Annotated in this window: 7 protein-coding genes, 4 tRNA genes and 5 rRNA genes; 7 read left to right on the top strand and 9 right to left on the bottom strand. The window is 61.2% G+C overall.

Translation table 11 applies throughout. From position 1 onward, the window contains the following. The first annotated feature begins 10 nt into the window (after positions 1 to 10). The 7 genes from LRM40_RS02795 (at position 11) to LRM40_RS02765 (ending at position 8,255) form a co-directional block, all read left to right on the top strand. The gene (locus tag LRM40_RS02795; RefSeq protein ID WP_151125804.1) at positions 11 to 1,747 is read left to right on the top strand and encodes a long-chain-fatty-acid--CoA ligase; all 1,737 of its coding nucleotides are present in this window, start codon (positions 11 to 13) and stop codon (positions 1,745 to 1,747) included. Further along, positions 1,744 to 2,685: an MBL fold metallo-hydrolase gene (locus LRM40_RS02790; RefSeq protein ID WP_151125803.1), complete on the top strand. Its 942-nt coding sequence runs from the start codon at positions 1,744 to 1,746 to the stop codon at positions 2,683 to 2,685. The genes LRM40_RS02795 and LRM40_RS02790 overlap by 4 nt, the downstream gene beginning before the upstream one ends. Before the next feature lie 77 nt (positions 2,686 to 2,762). Continuing rightward, positions 2,763 to 3,926 (top strand): hypothetical protein, encoded by a 1,164-nt coding sequence (locus LRM40_RS02785; RefSeq protein WP_151125802.1) that lies wholly within the window; start codon positions 2,763 to 2,765, stop codon positions 3,924 to 3,926. Continuing rightward, positions 3,923 to 5,350 (top strand): cytochrome P450, encoded by a 1,428-nt coding sequence (locus LRM40_RS02780; RefSeq protein ID WP_151125801.1) that lies wholly within the window; start codon positions 3,923 to 3,925, stop codon positions 5,348 to 5,350. Before LRM40_RS02785 ends, LRM40_RS02780 begins: the two co-directional genes overlap by 4 nt. Then, the gene (locus LRM40_RS02775) at positions 5,347 to 5,691 is read left to right on the top strand and encodes a hypothetical protein (protein WP_151125800.1); all 345 of its coding nucleotides are present in this window, start codon (positions 5,347 to 5,349) and stop codon (positions 5,689 to 5,691) included. The genes LRM40_RS02780 and LRM40_RS02775 overlap by 4 nt, the downstream gene beginning before the upstream one ends. A gap of 12 nt (positions 5,692 to 5,703) precedes the next feature. Continuing rightward, positions 5,704 to 6,978, top strand: a complete 1,275-nt coding sequence (locus LRM40_RS02770; RefSeq protein ID WP_170288979.1) for an alpha/beta hydrolase family protein — start codon at positions 5,704 to 5,706, stop codon at positions 6,976 to 6,978. Continuing rightward, positions 6,975 to 8,255 carry a nucleotide disphospho-sugar-binding domain-containing protein gene (locus LRM40_RS02765; protein WP_170288978.1) on the top strand — a complete coding sequence of 427 codons (1,281 nt, stop codon included), beginning with the start codon at positions 6,975 to 6,977 and terminating at the stop codon, positions 8,253 to 8,255. Before LRM40_RS02770 ends, LRM40_RS02765 begins: the two co-directional genes overlap by 4 nt. Positions 8,256 to 8,329: 74 nt before the next feature. On the opposite strand, the gene rrf (LRM40_RS02760) is transcribed toward LRM40_RS02765, so the two are convergent. The 9 genes from rrf (LRM40_RS02760) to LRM40_RS02720 form a co-directional block, all read right to left on the bottom strand. Continuing rightward, a 5S ribosomal RNA gene (gene rrf, locus LRM40_RS02760) occupies positions 8,330 to 8,442 on the bottom strand. Between the two features lie 151 nt (positions 8,443 to 8,593). Continuing rightward, positions 8,594 to 11,467 (bottom strand): 23S ribosomal RNA (locus LRM40_RS02755). A gap of 336 nt (positions 11,468 to 11,803) precedes the next feature. Beyond that, a tRNA-Ala gene (locus LRM40_RS02750) sits at positions 11,804 to 11,879 on the bottom strand. A gap of 27 nt (positions 11,880 to 11,906) precedes the next feature. Further along, a tRNA-Ile gene (locus tag LRM40_RS02745) sits at positions 11,907 to 11,983 on the bottom strand. A gap of 163 nt (positions 11,984 to 12,146) precedes the next feature. Next, a 16S ribosomal RNA gene (locus LRM40_RS02740) occupies positions 12,147 to 13,675 on the bottom strand. 271 nt (positions 13,676 to 13,946) lie between these two features. After that, positions 13,947 to 14,059, bottom strand: a 5S ribosomal RNA gene (gene rrf / locus LRM40_RS02735). A gap of 151 nt (positions 14,060 to 14,210) precedes the next feature. Next, positions 14,211 to 17,084: ribosomal RNA gene (locus LRM40_RS02730) — 23S ribosomal RNA — on the bottom strand. The 16S, 23S and 5S rRNA genes sit together here with 4 tRNA genes alongside, the layout of an rRNA operon. 318 nt (positions 17,085 to 17,402) lie before the next feature. Continuing rightward, positions 17,403 to 17,478, bottom strand: a tRNA-Ala gene (locus LRM40_RS02725). Between the two features lie 27 nt (positions 17,479 to 17,505). Further along, positions 17,506 to 17,582: transfer RNA gene (locus LRM40_RS02720), tRNA-Ile, on the bottom strand. Positions 17,583 to 17,669 lie beyond the last annotated feature (87 nt).

The following is a 17,669-nucleotide window of genomic DNA, read 5'->3' as shown; positions in this document are numbered from 1 at the left end:
AAGAGTCCAAATGAGTTCAGTTGACCCGCGCAGCCCCGCTGCCCCGCCCCGCCCCTGGTTGGGCCAGTACCCGACCGATGTGCCGCACACCATCGACGAGCAGGCCCACGCCTCGCTGGTGTCGCTGCTGGAGGACGCCTGGCAGCGCCACGCGGACCGCGAGGCCACCCTGTGCATGGGCGCGCGCCTGCGCTACCGCGACATCGATGCCCTGTCGCTGGCCCTGGCCGGCTGGCTGCAGCAGCAGGGCCTGGTCAAGGGCGACCGGGTGGCGGTGATGATGCCCAACCTGCCCCAGTACTACCCGGTGATGGGCGCCATCCTGCGGGCGGGCTGCGTGGTGGTGAACGTCAACCCGCTCTACACCCCGCGCGAACTGAGCCACCAGCTGCGCGACTCGGGCGCCAAGGTGTTGTTCATCCTGGAGAACTTCGCGGCCACGCTGGAGGCCATCACCGAGCCGCTGCCGGTGCGCCAGGTGGTGCTGTGCGCCATGGGCGACCTGCTGGGCTTCTGGCGCGGCGCGATGGTGAACTTCGTCGTGCGCCATGTGCGCAAGCTGGTGCCCGAGCACACCCTGGGCAGCACCGAAAAGCGCCGCGTGCTGCGCTTTGCCGAAGCGCTGCGCCAAGGCGGCCAGCACCCCTTCCAGCGCGTGCCGCTGGGCCCCAACGACGTGGCCTTCCTGCAATACACCGGCGGCACCACCGGCGTGTCCAAGGGGGCCACGCTGCTGCACCGCAATCTGGTGGCCAATGTGCTGCAGATGGACGCCTGGTTCAGCCCGGTGCTGCACCGGCTGGGGGAGCGCCCGCTGACCATGGTGGCCGCGCTGCCGCTGTACCACATCTTCGCGCTCACCCTGTGCGGGCTGTTCAGCACCCAGCGCGGCATGCTCAACCTGCTGATCCCCAACCCGCGCGACATCGCCGGCTTGGTGCGCACGCTGGGCCAGCACCGCGTCAACCTGTTCCCGGCGGTCAACACCCTGTTCAACGCCCTGACCGAACATCCGGACTTCGCCAAGCTGGACTTCTCCGAACTGGTGGTGTCGGTGGGCGGCGGCATGGCGGTGCAGCAGGCCACGGCCGAGCGCTGGCTGCGCCTGACCGGCTGCCCCATCGTCGAAGGCTACGGCATGTCCGAGACCTCGCCGGTGGCCACCTGCAACCGCATGGACCTGAACACCTTCAGCGGCACCATCGGCCTGCCGGTGCCCTCCACCGACATCGCCATCCGCGACGAGGCCGGCCAGGATGTGCCGCCCGGCCTGCCCGGAGAGATCTGCATCCGCGGCCCGCAGGTGATGGCCGGCTACTGGAACCGCCCGGACGAGACCGCCAAGGTGATGACCGCCGACGGCTTCCTGCGCAGCGGGGACATCGGCATCATGGACACGCGGGGCTATGTGCGCATCGTCGACCGCAAGAAGGACATGATCCTGGTGTCCGGCTTCAACGTGTACCCCAACGAGATCGAGCAGGTGGTCAACCTGCACCCGGGCGTGCGCGAATGTGCCGCGGTCGGCATTCCCGATCCGCATTCGGGCGAGGCGGTGAAGCTCTTCGTGGTGCGCCGCGACCCGACGCTCAGCGAGGACGACATCCGGCACTACTGCCACGACAACTTCACGGCCTACAAGCGGCCCAAGGTGGTCGAGTTCTGCGAGGAGCTGCCCAAGACCTCGGTGGGCAAGGTGCTGCGCCGCGCGCTGCGCGACCACGGTGCCGCCGCCGTGGTGGCATGAGCGGCGGCTTCGCGGCCACGGCAGCCGCCCTGGGGCTGCAGGTGCTGCAGCGCGACTGGCTGTCGGCCAACCAGACGGTGTTCGCGGCCTGCGGGGACGCCCCGAGCACGGTGGTGGACACCGGCCACGCCCGCCACGCCGAGCACACCCTGGCCCTGCTGGAGCATGCCCTGGGCGGGGCCGCGCTGCAGCAGGTGCTCAACACCCATCTGCATTCCGACCACTGCGGCGGCAATGCCGCGCTGCAGGCCCGCTGGCGCGTGCAGACCCGGGTGCCAGCCGCCTCGCATGCGGCGGTGGTGCAGTGGGATGAGGACCGTCTGAGCTACCGCCCCTCGGGGCAGCACTGCCCGCGCTTTGCCGTCGACGGCGTGCTCGTGCCGGGCAGCCGGGTGCGCCTGGGCCCCACGGACTGGCAGGTGCTGGCGGCACCGGGGCACGACCCCGACGCGATCCTGCTGTTCGAGCCCCAGTCGCGCACGCTGATCGCGGGCGATGCGCTGTGGCAGAACCGCCTGGCGGTGATCTTCCCGGAGTTGGTGGAGGCCTCCGGCTTTGCCGAGACCCGGGCCACGCTGGAGCTGATCGAGCGGCTGGCCCCGCGCTGGGTCATCCCGGGCCATGGCGAACCCTTCGAGGACGTGGCCGAGGCCCTGGCCGGCAGCCGCGGCCGGCTGTCCGCCTTCGAAGCCGACCCACGCCGCCACGCCCGCCACGCGGCCCGGGCCCTGCTGATGTTCCACCTGATGGAACTCGGCGCCGTCGACGCGACGGAACTGCAGCGCTGGATCGTCCAGACCCCTTTGTTCGTCGCCATGGCCCGGCAGCTCGGGGCGAATGACCTCAGTCGCTGGGCCTTGGACCTGATCGAGGGCCTGGTGGGCGATGGCCTGGTGCGACGCGTCGGGACCCGGCTGCAGCCGATGCCTTCCCCCTGAGGCGCCGTCTCAGCGGGCTGGGGCCCGTCCACCGGACCGGGGCTGGCGGCAGGCCCATCTCCCGCCACAATCGGCCCATGCCCCTGCACCGGCTGGTCTTCTTTCTCGGCGGCTTCGACCCCAAGACGCCGCGCCACTACCACCGCCTCTACCGGGCGGCGGCCCGTGCGCACCCCCCGGGGCCTGAGGGCGAGCAGCTGAGCGTGGGGCCACGCCGCACCCACGATGCGTTGAGCGACGTCTGGGACGTGCATTGGCGCCCAGCCCAGGGACCGGCCCTGCACACCCGCCATGTCGTGCTGCGCTGGGACGACATCGTGCTGCACCACTGGGGCCGCGGGCTGCGCCGGGTGCTGGGCGACTGGCGGCTGATGTATCTGCGCCGGGGCGCCCTGCGGGCGATGGCCCGCATCCATGCGGCGGCCCCCGCCTGTTTCTGGCTGGGCAACCTGCCACTGGGTCTGGCCCTGGGCTGCCTGACGGCGGCGGGGCTGCTGGGGACGGCACTGGCCCGTGCGCAGGGCCTGCCCCTCGCCTTGGGCCTCCTCGCGCTGCCCGTCGGCGGTCTGCTGTGGCGGCTGCTGGAGCGCCGGCTGGACACCGAATGGCTGCTGCGGCTTTACGCCTTCACCTGCGCACAGGGCGAGGGCCAGTTGCCGGACCTGGAGGCGCGACTCGACGCACTGGCCGACACCCTGCTCGAACAGGCCCGTGCCCACCCCGCCCATGAGCTGCTGGTGGTGGGCCACAGCACCGGGGCCATCCAGGCCGCCGCCGTGCTGGCCCGGGCGCTGCAGCGCGGGCCCGACCTGACGGCCTGCGCCGAGCACATCGGCCTGCTCACCCTGGGGCACTGCACGCCGCTGCTGGCCTGGCAGCCGCGGGCCGACGCGTTCCGTGCCGAACTCGCGCGCCTGGCCGAGACCGTCGACCTGACCTGGTGGGATTTCACCGCCCCGGCCGACTGGGCTGCCTTCGCCCGGGTCCCCCCCTGGACCGAGGCGAGCGGCCCGGCACGCCGACACGCCACCTCGCCACGCTTTCACCAGACGATGTCGGAGGCCGCCTACGCCGCGCTGAAGCGGGACCGCCAGGCCCTGCATCTGCATTACCTCAGAGCCCCGGAGCGGCCCGGCGGCTACGATCCGGTGACTTTCACCGCCGGGCCCCTGTCCCTGGCCGAGCGCCACCGGGCGCTGCGGGCCAGTGACGGCGCGCCGGGCCTGTCCGACGCCCCATGAGCCGCTTCTGCCCCCACTATCCCCGCCCCGCTGCCCGCCGGCCCTCGGTGTGGCGCATGTTCTTCAGCAAGCGGCGCTCGTGGCTGGACGGCTTGTACGAGCGCAGCTACCGGATGAAGATGGGCGAGGTGCATCTGCCGGGCGTGGACCTGTACATGGTCAACGAGCCCGCATTGGTCCACCAGGTGATGGACCACGCCGACGCCTTTCCCAAGCACGAGATGCTGGGCGAGGCGCTGCGCCCGCTGCTGGGTGACAGCATCTTCACCACCAACGGCGAGGTGTGGCAGCGGCAGCGCACGCTGATGAACCCCTCCTTCGAGGGCGCGCGGGTGCGCAAGGTGCTGGGGCGCATGCGCGCCGCGGGCGACGCGATGGTGCAGCGGCTGCATGCGGTGCCCCCTGGCGGCGTGCACGACGTGGAGATGGAGATGACCCACGTCGCCGCCGACATCATCCTGCGCACCATCCTGTCCCAGTCGCTCGACAGCGAGGGGGCGCAACGCATCTTCGCCGCCTTCGCCCGCTACCAGGCCCTGGCGCCGCGGCTGATGATGCCGGCCTTCTTTGGCCTGCGCTGGCTGCGGCCCTGGTGGCAGATCCGTCGCAGCCGCAGCGCCGCCCGCGAGATTCGCAGCCTGCTGGAGGCCTACATCCGTCCGCGCTACGAGGCCGCCCGCGCGGGCGGCCCTGCGGATGAGACGGCCGAAGATGACATCCTGGCCTCGCTGCTGCGGGTGCGCGACGAAGCCACCGGCGAAGGCTTTGGCTTCGACGAACTGGTGGACCAAGTGGCCATGCTCTTCCTGGCTGGGCACGAAACCTCGGCCAGCGCCTTGTCCTGGGCCCTGCACCTGCTGGCCCACGATCCGCAGGTGCAGGAGCGGCTGCACGAGGAGGCCTGCCGTGTGCTGCCGGGCCTGGACACCGAGGGCGCCAACGCGATCAAGGATCTGACGCTGGCGCGCGATGTGTTCCGCGAAACCCTGCGTCTCTTCCCGCCCGTGGGCTTTCTGGCGCGGCAGTCGGCCCAGGCCTGCCCGATGCGCGACAAGACGGTACCCGCTGGCGGATCGGTGGTGGTCTCGCCCTGGCTGATCCAGCGCCACCGCGAGCTGTGGGCGCGCCCGGACGAATTCGACCCGGACCGCTACAGCCGTGACCAGCCCTCGATGGCCGAGCCACTGGATGAGCCGGCGGCGCGCGAGTCGCTGCGCCAGGCCTACCTGCCTTTCGGCATGGGGCCGCGCATCTGCATCGGCGCGGCGTTCGCGCTGCAGGAGGCGGCCCTGATCCTGGCCCTGGTGGCGCGGCATGTGCGGGTCGAGCCAGTGCCCGGCGAAACCCCTGAACCGGTGGGTCGGCTCACCATCCGCGCGGAAAATGGCATCCGTCTGAAGATCTTCCCGCGCGAGGCAGGATGAAGGAACGCTTGGCTGGATTCGTGTTGATGACGGTGATCGTGCCGCTGGCAGTGGCGGGCTATCTGCTGCTGGTCTGGGTGGGCTTTGTGGGGCGCACCGAGCGCGGACGTGCCGGCGTGCGGGCGTTGGACCATTTCGTCAATGCCACGCTGTTCAACGGCTATGCCTGGGAGTCGGTGTCCTCGCATGCCTGGCGCATGCGGCACCGGCGCTGGGCCCGGGTGGTGATCTGGGTCACCGACCGTTTTCAGAAGAACCACTGTGAACGTGCGAACCGCCGCGAGCAGCCGGTGGTGGATCTGGTGCTGGCCAAGGGCCTGCACCGGCAGACGATTTTCTGACCGGTGGCCGGCATGAACCCGCCTGCGACCGGTGACGACCCGACCGAACGCCCGGTCCGCCGGCGCGTGGTGCTTTACCTGGGTGGATTCGATCCCCAGGGGCCGGCCCGTTATCACGCGATGGTGGAGGCGGGAGCCGCTGCCCGCCCGGACGCCGGGGTGACGGTGGGGCCGCGGCGTCGGGGGGAGGCCCCGCACACCAGCAGCTGGACCTTGCGCTGGCCGGACGGCCATGGCGGGCAGGGCGAGACGCAGTACCACTTTCTGCGCTGGGACGATCTGGTGCGCGCGCAGTGGCCACGCAGCCGCTGGCGGCTGGTCGCGCTCACCCTGAGCGCCACGGCACGCATGGTGGGCAACGGCTCCTTGTGGCGCATCCTCCAGACCAGCTGGCCGGCCTTTCTGGCGCTGACGCTGCCGGCGTTCAGCCTGCTCGCCTTGGGCCTGCTCGGCCTGGTCTGGGGGAGCGGTTGGGTCGCGCTGACCCGCGCCCTCTCCTGGGGCTGGGGCGCGGCAGGCCTGGCATTGCTCGGTGGGCTGATCGGATGGCTTGTGTTGACCAGCGCCTTCACGTGGTTGCAGTCGCGGGTGCAGATGGACTGGCTGATGCGCAGCGCGCGCTACATCCTGCGGCAGGCCCGGGGGCAGACCCCCGAGCTCGAGGCCCGCATCGACCAGCATGCAGCCACCCTGGCCGCCCTGGCGGGGCAGGAGGGGACGCAGCGCGTGGATGAGGTGTTGGTGGTGGGGCACAGCTCTGGCTGCATGCTGGCGGTGAGCGTGGTGGCCCGCGCCCTGGCCCAGTGGCAAGGGCATCCCGCGCAGACCCGCCCGGTCCTGTCCTTGCTGACCCTGGGTCAGTGCACGCCGGTGCTCAGCTTCCAACCCGAAGCCCATGGCTTTCGCCGAGAACTGGCCCTGTTGCGTGCCTGCGAGACACTCACCTGGGTGGACGTCAGTTCGCCCGTGGACGGTTGCTGCTTTGCGCTCAGCGACCCCACCCTGGTCTGCCTGGATGGGCAGCCCGCGCCGCCGACACCCGCCCCCGGCACCCCCAAGTGCCTCAATCCGCGCTGGGTCCAGTGCTTCAGCCCCCAGAGCTATCGCGCGCTCAAGCGGAACAAGATGGCATGTCACTTCCAGTACCTCCAGGCCACCGAGCTGCCGGGGCCGTGCGATGTGCTGAACTGGGTCGCCGGGCCACGCTGCCTGGCGGCCGCCACGGCGGCACTGCCGGGGGTGACGGACTACCGGGGTCTACAGCGCTTCGGCAGTCCGCGGCGATGAGGTTCGCCCTGGTCACGCTGGGCAGCACCGGCGATCTCTACCCCTTTCTGGCCATCGGCCGGGCCCTGCACGAACAGGGGCACGAGGTCTTCCTGTTGAGCCAGGCCCCCCATGGCAGGGACGCCGTTCGCGCCGGGCTCCAGTTCATCCCGGTGGCCGACGCCCAGGCGCATGAGCGCACCTTGTCTCATCCCAAGCTCTGGCATCCGGTGGATGGGCTGGGGGTGCTCTGGCGTCACCTGTGCCTGCCTGCCGCGCAGCCCACCTGGGAAGCACTGCGCCGCCTGTCCCAGGGCCTGCCGCCGGGCCAACCTCTGCGGGTCTTGGCCTCTCCCTTGGCTGTTGGGGCACGCTTGGCGCGTGACACCTTGCCGATCCGGCTGTGGACGGGCTACCTGGCCCCTGCCGCACTGCGCACGCTCGACGACCCGATGTTCCTGGGGCCCTGGCGGGTGCCGACTTGGGTGCCGCTGCGCTGGCGAAGAACCGCCTGGCAGGCCCTTGACCGTTGGAAGCTGGAACCCATGGCCCGCGGCCCACTCTCCGCCCTGGCCACCCAAGTAGGCGCCCAACCTTTGGAGGGCAGTGTCTTTGGCGACTGGATCCACTCCCCGGACGGAGGTCTGGCCCTTTACGACGCCGCCTTTGCCGCTTTGCCTCGGCGGCTCCATGGTGCCCTCTCTGCACCGCCCTGGCTGGAGAGACTGCACCAGGTGGGCTTTCCCAACTTCGAATGGGCTTCGCCGGATGCGGGTGCATCGCCGAAGGCGAGCGAGGCACACCCCTGGGTGCTCTTCGGTGGGAGCGCGGGCACCCACGGCGTCGACCAAGCGCTTTGTTTGGCGCGGGAATTGATCGCCCACTCCGGCAAACCCTGCGTCATGCTGGAACCGGGGCGCGACAGGCCCACCTGCGACAGCCAGAGCCAGATCACCAGGTTGCCCCTGCAGGCCCTGCCCCCTCTGCTGCGCCGGGCCCACGCCTTTGTCCACCACGGCGGCATCGGCAGTTGCGCCCAAGGTCTCACGGCCGGTGTTCCTCAGATCCTGATGCCCCGGGCTTACGACCAGTTCGAGAACGCGGCGGCCATCCAGCGGATGGGCATGGGCTGGGCGATGCCCCGCCCGATTCAGCGTGCCAGCCCCGCGCGCCAAGCCGCCTGGATCGCGGCGCGGAGCAACATCGCATGTGCAGCACCGATGTCATCGGGCTACTCTGTGCCAGGCCAACCGAATGCGGCAGTCGTAGAGGCCTTGCGCTGCCTCACGGCAGACTAGAACCGATACTGGGACGAAATATTTCAGGCAAGAAAAAACCCCGACCGCTTGCGCAATCGGGGTTCCGGATATTAGCCTGACGATGTCCTACTTTCACACGGGAATCCGCACTATCATCGGCGCAGAGGCGTTTCACTGTCCTGTTCGGGATGGGAAGGAGTGGGACCACCTCGCTATGGTCATCAGGCTTAACTTGTTGCCTGGTCGCTGCACTGGGAAGTGCTGGGCGGCCAAGCCAATTCAAAGAGTCTTGTGAATCAGATGATTGCGTCAACCGACTTGAACGGTCTAACTTGAATTCTCACCCAGTTCTTTGATGCATTTTACATCAAAGTTATAGGGTCAAGCCTCACGAGCAATTAGTACTGGTTAGCTTAACGCATTACTGCGCTTCCACACCCAGCCTATCAACGTCCTGGTCTCGAACGACTCTTCAGGGGGCTCAAGGCCCCGGCAAGACTCATCTTGAGACGAGTTTCCCGCTTAGATGCTTTCAGCGGTTATCTCTTCCGCACTTAGCTACTCGGCAATGCCATTGGCATGACAACCGATACACCAGCGGTGCGTCCACTCCGGTCCTCTCGTACTAGGAGCAGGCTCTCTCAATCTTGCAGCGCCCACGGAAGATAGGGACCAAACTGTCTCACGACGTTTTAAACCCAGCTCACGTACCTCTTTAAATGGCGAACAGCCATACCCTTGGGACCGGCTACAGCCCCAGGATGAGATGAGCCGACATCGAGGTGCCAAACACCGCCGTCGATATGAACTCTTGGGCGGTATCAGCCTGTTATCCCCAGAGTACCTTTTATCCGTTGAGCGATGGCCCTTCCATACAGAACCACCGGATCACTTTGTCCTACTTTCGTACCTGCTCGACTTGTCAGTCTCGCAGTCAAGCACGCTTATGCCAATGCACTATCAGCACGATTTCCGACCGTGCCTAGCGTACCTTCGAACTCCTCCGTTACGCTTTGGGAGGAGACCGCCCCAGTCAAACTGCCCACCATACACTGTCCCCAACCCGGATCACGGGCCAAGGTTAGAACCTCAAACACACCAGGGTGGTATTTCAACGTCGGCTCCATACGATCTAGCGACCGTACTTCAAAGCCTCCCACCTATCCTACACAGATCTGTTCAAAGTCCAATGTAAAGCTACAGTAAAGGTTCATGGGGTCTTTCCGTCTTTCCGCGGGGAGATTGCATCATCACAAACATTTCAACTTCGCTGAGTCTCTGGAGGAGACAGTGTGGCCATCGTTACGCCATTCGTGCAGGTCGGAACTTACCCGACAAGGAATTTCGCTACCTTAGGACCGTTATAGTTACGGCCGCCGTTTACTGGGACTTCGATCAAGAGCTTGCACCCCATCAATTAATCTTCCAGCACCGGGCAGGCGTCACACCCTATACGTCGACTTTCGTCTTTGCAGAGTGCTGTGTTTTTAATAAACAGTCGCAGCCACCGATTCTCTGCGGCCTCATTGGGCTCCCCTTGTACAGGTTCACCTACTAAAGGCACACCTTCTTCCGAAGTTACGGTGTCAATTTGCCGAGTTCCTTCTCCAGAGTTCTCTCAAGCGCCTGAGAATACTCATCACGCGCACCAGTGTCGGTTTGCGGTACGGTCGTCAATAGCTGAAGCTTAGTGGCTTTTCCTGGAAGCAGGGTATCACTCACTTCGTCTGCAAGCAGACTCGTTATCACACCTCAGCTAAGCTCTCCGGATTTGCCTAGAGAGCACGCCTACATGCTTGAACCGGGACATCCAACACCCGGCTGAGCTAACCTTCTCCGTCCCCACATCGCACTATTGATCGGTACAGGAATATTGACCTGTTTCCCATCAGCTACGCATCTCTGCCTCGCCTTAGGGGCCGACTCACCCTACGCCGATGAACGTTGCGTAGGAAACCTTGCGCTTACGGCGAGGGGGCTTTTCACCCCCTTTAACGCTACTCATGTCAGCATTCGCACTTCTGATACCTCCAGCAGACCTCACGATCCACCTTCGCAGGCTTACAGAACGCTCTCCTACCGCGCACATTGCTGTGCACCCGCAGCTTCGGTAACTGGCTTAGCCCCGTTACATCTTCCGCGCAGGACGACTCGATCAGTGAGCTATTACGCTTTCTTTAAATGGTGGCTGCTTCTAAGCCAACATCCTGACTGTTTTAGCCTTCCCACTTCGTTTCCCACTTAGCCAATTTTAGGGACCTTAGCTGGCGGTCTGGGTTGTTTCCCTCTTGAGTCCGGACGTTAGCACCCGGTGCTCTGTCTCCCAAGCTGTACTCATCGGTATTCGGAGTTTGCCAAGGTTTGGTAAGTCGCCATGACCCCCTAGCCTAAACAGTGCTCTACCCCCGACGGTAATACTTGAGGCACTACCTAAATAGTTTTCGGAGAGAACCAGCTATCTCCAGGTTTGTTTAGCCTTTCACCCCTATCCACAGCTCATCCGCTAGTTTTGCAACACTAGTCGGTTCGGACCTCCAGTGCGTGTTACCGCACCTTCATCCTGGCCATGGATAGATCACCTGGTTTCGGGTCTACACCCAGCGACTAGACGCCCTATTCGGACTCGATTTCTCTTCGGCTTCCCTATTCGGTTAACCTTGCCACTGAATGTAAGTCGCTGACCCATTATACAAAAGGTACGCCGTCACCCTTTCGGGCTCCGACTTTTTGTATGCATGCGGTTTCAGGATCTATTTCACTCCCCTCCCGGGGTTCTTTTCGCCTTTCCCTCACGGTACTTGTTCACTATCGGTCGATTACGAGTATTTAGCCTTGGAGGATGGTCCCCCCATCTTCAGACAGGATTTCACGTGTCCCGCCCTACTTGTCGTGCACCTAGTTCCACAAACTTCTTTTTCCATACGGGGCTATCACCCGCTGTGGCCGGACTTTCCAGACCGTTCTGATAAGAAACTTGCTAAAGAGCACAGGCTGTTCCGATTTCGCTCGCCACTACTTTCGGAATCTCGGTTGATGTCTATTCCTCGAGCTACTGAGATGTTTCAGTTCACCCGGTTCGCCTCAACACCCTATGTATTCAGATGTTGATACCCCTAAGGGTGGGTTTCCCCATTCGGAAATCTCCGGATCAAAGCTAATTTGCCAGCTCCCCGAAGCTTATCGCAGGCTATCACGTCCTTCGTCGCCTGTAATCGCCAAGGCATCCACCACATGCACTTAGTCACTTGACCCTATAACTTTGACGTCCAATGCTAAGAACGTCGATCAAGGACTGGTACTGATCGTCCACGCTAGAACGACCAGCTTGTGAGTATTCGCGTTATGCCGTTCTACAACTCATATTCGAGTTGAAGTCTGGTGACGCAATCATATGTTGCCGACGGCACGGTGCTGACCAGGCCTTTACCCCTGACCAACTTTCCGTCGACAACGCTGATTCGACTCTTTGAATTGTTAAAGAACACAGCCTTCTCAACGAAGACAAACCTAAAGCTCAATGCCTTAGGTTTGTGCTCGCTTCTCGCAGCGTGGATATCCTTGATGATCACCACCCAGTGACAGGATCTTGGTGGAGGATGACGGGATCGAACCGACGACCCCCTGCTTGCAAAGCAGGTGCTCTCCCAGCTGAGCTAATCCCCCATTCTCTCGATCACTCTCAAGAACGCTTGGTGGGTCTGGTTGGATTCGAACCAACGACCCCCGCCTTATCAAGACGGTGCTCTAACCGACTGAGCTACAGACCCACGCATCTCTTTGGAGCCGCGCAGCGCCTGGCGTCATCCGCGTCGCCTGGCAGTCGGACGCCAACTTGACGCTTTCTCCAGGCTCGCACGTTTCACCAATTAACCACTACTGTGTTTTCACAGCCGATAAGTGTGAGCGCTTGAACTTGAGTGCTTTTTCCAGAAAGGAGGTGATCCAGCCGCACCTTCCGATACGGCTACCTTGTTACGACTTCACCCCAGTCACGAACCCTGCCGTGGTAATCGCCCTCCTTGCGGTTAGGCTAACTACTTCTGGCAGAACCCGCTCCCATGGTGTGACGGGCGGTGTGTACAAGACCCGGGAACGTATTCACCGCGGCAAGCTGATCCGCGATTACTAGCGATTCCGACTTCACGCAGTCGAGTTGCAGACTGCGATCCGGACTACGACCGGTTTTCTGGGATTGGCTCCCCCTCGCGGGTTGGCAGCCCTCTGTACCGGCCATTGTATGACGTGTGTAGCCCTACCCATAAGGGCCATGAGGACCTGACGTCATCCCCACCTTCCTCCGGTTTGTCACCGGCAGTCTCATTAGAGTGCCCTTTCGTAGCAACTAATGACAAGGGTTGCGCTCGTTGCGGGACTTAACCCAACATCTCACGACACGAGCTGACGACGGCCATGCAGCACCTGTGTGCAGGTTCTCTTTCGAGCACTCCCAAATCTCTTCAGGATTCCTGCCATGTCAAGGGTAGGTAAGGTTTTTCGCGTTGCATCGAATTAAACCACATCATCCACCGCTTGTGCGGGTCCCCGTCAATTCCTTTGAGTTTCAACCTTGCGGCCGTACTCCCCAGGCGGTCAACTTCACGCGTTAGCTACGTTACTGAGAAGGAACCTTCCCAACAACCAGTTGACATCGTTTAGGGCGTGGACTACCAGGGTATCTAATCCTGTTTGCTCCCCACGCTTTCGTGCATGAGCGTCAGTGCAGGCCCAGGGGATTGCCTTCGCCATCGGTGTTCCTCCGCATATCTACGCATTTCACTGCTACACGCGGAATTCCATCCCCCTCTGCCGCACTCAAGCCTTGCAGTCACAAAGGCAGTTCCCAGGTTGAGCCCGGGGATTTCACCTCTGTCTTACAAAACCGCCTGCGCACGCTTTACGCCCAGTAATTCCGATTAACGCTTGCACCCTACGTATTACCGCGGCTGCTGGCACGTAGTTAGCCGGTGCTTATTCTTCAGGTACCGTCATCCTCCCGAGGTATTAGCCCAGAAGATTTCTTCCCTGACAAAAGCGGTTTACAACCCGAAGGCCTTCTTCCCGCACGCGGCATGGCTGGATCAGGCTTGCGCCCATTGTCCAAAATTCCCCACTGCTGCCTCCCGTAGGAGTCTGGGCCGTGTCTCAGTCCCAGTGTGGCTGGTCGTCCTCTCAGACCAGCTACAGATCGTCGGCTTGGTAGGCCTTTACCCCACCAACTACCTAATCTGACATCGGCCGCTCCAATAGCGAGAGGTCTTGCGATCCCCCCCTTTCACCCTCAGGTCGTATGCGGTATTAATCCGGCTTTCGCCGGGCTATCCCCCACTACTGGGCACGTTCCGATGCATTACTCACCCGTTCGCCACTCGTCGCCAGGTTGCCCCGCGTTACCGTTCGACTTGCATGTGTAAGGCATGCCGCCAGCGTTCAATCTGAGCCAGGATCAAACTCTTCAGTTCGATCTTGAATTTGCTCAATCAGGAATTGAAGTGAACTTCACTTCAGTTTCCATGAGCGTTTAAAGTCTTTCGACCTCGAGTCCTAAGGACTCTTGGCACTCGCCTTCAAACGCCCACGCTTATCGGCTGTTACTTGTTAAAGAGCTCGGTCTTGCAACCGGTTCGATCCGCTGATCGATCAGTTCTTCACTGAAGGATGGGATCATAGCACGATCTCATCCTTAAGGGAAGAAAAACGCCAGGCAAAGCCTGGCGTTTCACTCGGATATTAGCCTGACGATGTCCTACTTTCACACGGGAATCCGCACTATCATCGGCGCAGAGGCGTTTCACTGTCCTGTTCGGGATGGGAAGGAGTGGGACCACCTCGCTATGGTCATCAGGCTTAACTTGTTGCCTGGTCGCTGCACTGGGAAGTGCTGGGCGGCCAAGCCAATTCAAAGAGTCTTGTGAATCAGATGATTGCGTCAACCGACTTGAACGGTCTAACTTGAATTCTCACCCAGTTCTTTGATGCATTTTACATCAAAGTTATAGGGTCAAGCCTCACGAGCAATTAGTACTGGTTAGCTTAACGCATTACTGCGCTTCCACACCCAGCCTATCAACGTCCTGGTCTCGAACGACTCTTCAGGGGGCTCAAGGCCCCGGCAAGACTCATCTTGAGACGAGTTTCCCGCTTAGATGCTTTCAGCGGTTATCTCTTCCGCACTTAGCTACTCGGCAATGCCATTGGCATGACAACCGATACACCAGCGGTGCGTCCACTCCGGTCCTCTCGTACTAGGAGCAGGCTCTCTCAATCTTGCAGCGCCCACGGAAGATAGGGACCAAACTGTCTCACGACGTTTTAAACCCAGCTCACGTACCTCTTTAAATGGCGAACAGCCATACCCTTGGGACCGGCTACAGCCCCAGGATGAGATGAGCCGACATCGAGGTGCCAAACACCGCCGTCGATATGAACTCTTGGGCGGTATCAGCCTGTTATCCCCAGAGTACCTTTTATCCGTTGAGCGATGGCCCTTCCATACAGAACCACCGGATCACTTTGTCCTACTTTCGTACCTGCTCGACTTGTCAGTCTCGCAGTCAAGCACGCTTATGCCAATGCACTATCAGCACGATTTCCGACCGTGCCTAGCGTACCTTCGAACTCCTCCGTTACGCTTTGGGAGGAGACCGCCCCAGTCAAACTGCCCACCATACACTGTCCCCAACCCGGATCACGGGCCAAGGTTAGAACCTCAAACACACCAGGGTGGTATTTCAACGTCGGCTCCATACGATCTAGCGACCGTACTTCAAAGCCTCCCACCTATCCTACACAGATCTGTTCAAAGTCCAATGTAAAGCTACAGTAAAGGTTCATGGGGTCTTTCCGTCTTTCCGCGGGGAGATTGCATCATCACAAACATTTCAACTTCGCTGAGTCTCTGGAGGAGACAGTGTGGCCATCGTTACGCCATTCGTGCAGGTCGGAACTTACCCGACAAGGAATTTCGCTACCTTAGGACCGTTATAGTTACGGCCGCCGTTTACTGGGACTTCGATCAAGAGCTTGCACCCCATCAATTAATCTTCCAGCACCGGGCAGGCGTCACACCCTATACGTCGACTTTCGTCTTTGCAGAGTGCTGTGTTTTTAATAAACAGTCGCAGCCACCGATTCTCTGCGGCCTCATTGGGCTCCCCTTGTACAGGTTCACCTACTAAAGGCACACCTTCTTCCGAAGTTACGGTGTCAATTTGCCGAGTTCCTTCTCCAGAGTTCTCTCAAGCGCCTGAGAATACTCATCACGCGCACCAGTGTCGGTTTGCGGTACGGTCGTCAATAGCTGAAGCTTAGTGGCTTTTCCTGGAAGCAGGGTATCACTCACTTCGTCTGCAAGCAGACTCGTTATCACACCTCAGCTAAGCTCTCCGGATTTGCCTAGAGAGCACGCCTACATGCTTGAACCGGGACATCCAACACCCGGCTGAGCTAACCTTCTCCGTCCCCACATCGCACTATTGATCGGTACAGGAATATTGACCTGTTTCCCATCAGCTACGCATCTCTGCCTCGCCTTAGGGGCCGACTCACCCTACGCCGATGAACGTTGCGTAGGAAACCTTGCGCTTACGGCGAGGGGGCTTTTCACCCCCTTTAACGCTACTCATGTCAGCATTCGCACTTCTGATACCTCCAGCAGACCTCACGATCCACCTTCGCAGGCTTACAGAACGCTCTCCTACCGCGCACATTGCTGTGCACCCGCAGCTTCGGTAACTGGCTTAGCCCCGTTACATCTTCCGCGCAGGACGACTCGATCAGTGAGCTATTACGCTTTCTTTAAATGGTGGCTGCTTCTAAGCCAACATCCTGACTGTTTTAGCCTTCCCACTTCGTTTCCCACTTAGCCAATTTTAGGGACCTTAGCTGGCGGTCTGGGTTGTTTCCCTCTTGAGTCCGGACGTTAGCACCCGGTGCTCTGTCTCCCAAGCTGTACTCATCGGTATTCGGAGTTTGCCAAGGTTTGGTAAGTCGCCATGACCCCCTAGCCTAAACAGTGCTCTACCCCCGACGGTAATACTTGAGGCACTACCTAAATAGTTTTCGGAGAGAACCAGCTATCTCCAGGTTTGTTTAGCCTTTCACCCCTATCCACAGCTCATCCGCTAGTTTTGCAACACTAGTCGGTTCGGACCTCCAGTGCGTGTTACCGCACCTTCATCCTGGCCATGGATAGATCACCTGGTTTCGGGTCTACACCCAGCGACTAGACGCCCTATTCGGACTCGATTTCTCTTCGGCTTCCCTATTCGGTTAACCTTGCCACTGAATGTAAGTCGCTGACCCATTATACAAAAGGTACGCCGTCACCCTTTCGGGCTCCGACTTTTTGTATGCATGCGGTTTCAGGATCTATTTCACTCCCCTCCCGGGGTTCTTTTCGCCTTTCCCTCACGGTACTTGTTCACTATCGGTCGATTACGAGTATTTAGCCTTGGAGGATGGTCCCCCCATCTTCAGACAGGATTTCACGTGTCCCGCCCTACTTGTCGTGCACCTAGTTCCACAAACTTCTTTTTCCATACGGGGCTATCACCCGCTGTGGCCGGACTTTCCAGACCGTTCTGATAAGAAACTTGCTAAAGAGCACAGGCTGTTCCGATTTCGCTCGCCACTACTTTCGGAATCTCGGTTGATGTCTATTCCTCGAGCTACTGAGATGTTTCAGTTCACCCGGTTCGCCTCAACACCCTATGTATTCAGATGTTGATACCCCTAAGGGTGGGTTTCCCCATTCGGAAATCTCCGGATCAAAGCTAATTTGCCAGCTCCCCGAAGCTTATCGCAGGCTATCACGTCCTTCGTCGCCTGTAATCGCCAAGGCATCCACCACATGCACTTAGTCACTTGACCCTATAACTTTGACGTCCAATGCTAAGAACGTCGATCAAGGACTGGTACTGATCGCCCACGCTAGGACGACCAGCTTGTGAGTATTCGCGTTATGCCGTTCTACAACTCATATTCGAGTTGAAGTCTGGTGACGCAATCATATGTTGCCGACGGCACGGTGCTGACCAGGCCTTTACCCCTGACCAACTTTCCGTCGACAACGCTGATTCGACTCTTTGAATTGTTAAAGAACACAGCCTTCTGAACGAAGACAAACCTAAAGCACCACGGCTAAAACACCATGCCTTAGGTTTGCATTCCATTCAACAGCGTATCAATTGGTGGAGGATGACGGGATCGAACCGACGACCCCCTGCTTGCAAAGCAGGTGCTCTCCCAGCTGAGCTAATCCCCCATTCCCTCGATTTCTCTCGAGAACTCTTGGTGGGTCTGGTTGGATTCGAACCAACGACCCCCGCCTTATCAAGACGGTGCTCTAACCGACTGAGCTACAGACCCACGCATCTCGCAGGTCGTGCTTCGCCTGGTCATCCGCGTCAACCCGGCGTTCGAGGCCATCTTGACGCTCACCAGGCTCACACGTTT

Source organism: Ideonella dechloratans (assembly GCF_021049305.1).
GTDB lineage: Bacteria > Pseudomonadota > Gammaproteobacteria > Burkholderiales > Burkholderiaceae_C > Ideonella > Ideonella dechloratans.
Note: the sequence above shows the minus strand (reverse complement) of the source record. Positions and strands in the feature narration are given on the sequence as shown.

What these genes read in the sequence shown, in the direction of transcription:
- LRM40_RS02795 (WP_151125804.1), top strand. Translation starts at nt 11, where the DNA reads ATGAGTTCAGTTGACCCGCGCAGCCCCGCTGCCCCGCCCCGCCCCTGG.
- LRM40_RS02765 (WP_170288978.1), top strand. Translation starts at nt 6,975, where the DNA reads ATGAGGTTCGCCCTGGTCACGCTGGGCAGCACCGGCGATCTCTACCCC.
- LRM40_RS02780 (WP_151125801.1), top strand. Translation starts at nt 3,923, where the DNA reads ATGAGCCGCTTCTGCCCCCACTATCCCCGCCCCGCTGCCCGCCGGCCC.
- LRM40_RS02770 (WP_170288979.1), top strand. Translation starts at nt 5,704, where the DNA reads ATGAACCCGCCTGCGACCGGTGACGACCCGACCGAACGCCCGGTCCGC.
- LRM40_RS02785 (WP_151125802.1), top strand. Translation starts at nt 2,763, where the DNA reads ATGCCCCTGCACCGGCTGGTCTTCTTTCTCGGCGGCTTCGACCCCAAG.
- LRM40_RS02775 (WP_151125800.1), top strand. Translation starts at nt 5,347, where the DNA reads ATGAAGGAACGCTTGGCTGGATTCGTGTTGATGACGGTGATCGTGCCG.
- LRM40_RS02790 (WP_151125803.1), top strand. Translation starts at nt 1,744, where the DNA reads ATGAGCGGCGGCTTCGCGGCCACGGCAGCCGCCCTGGGGCTGCAGGTG.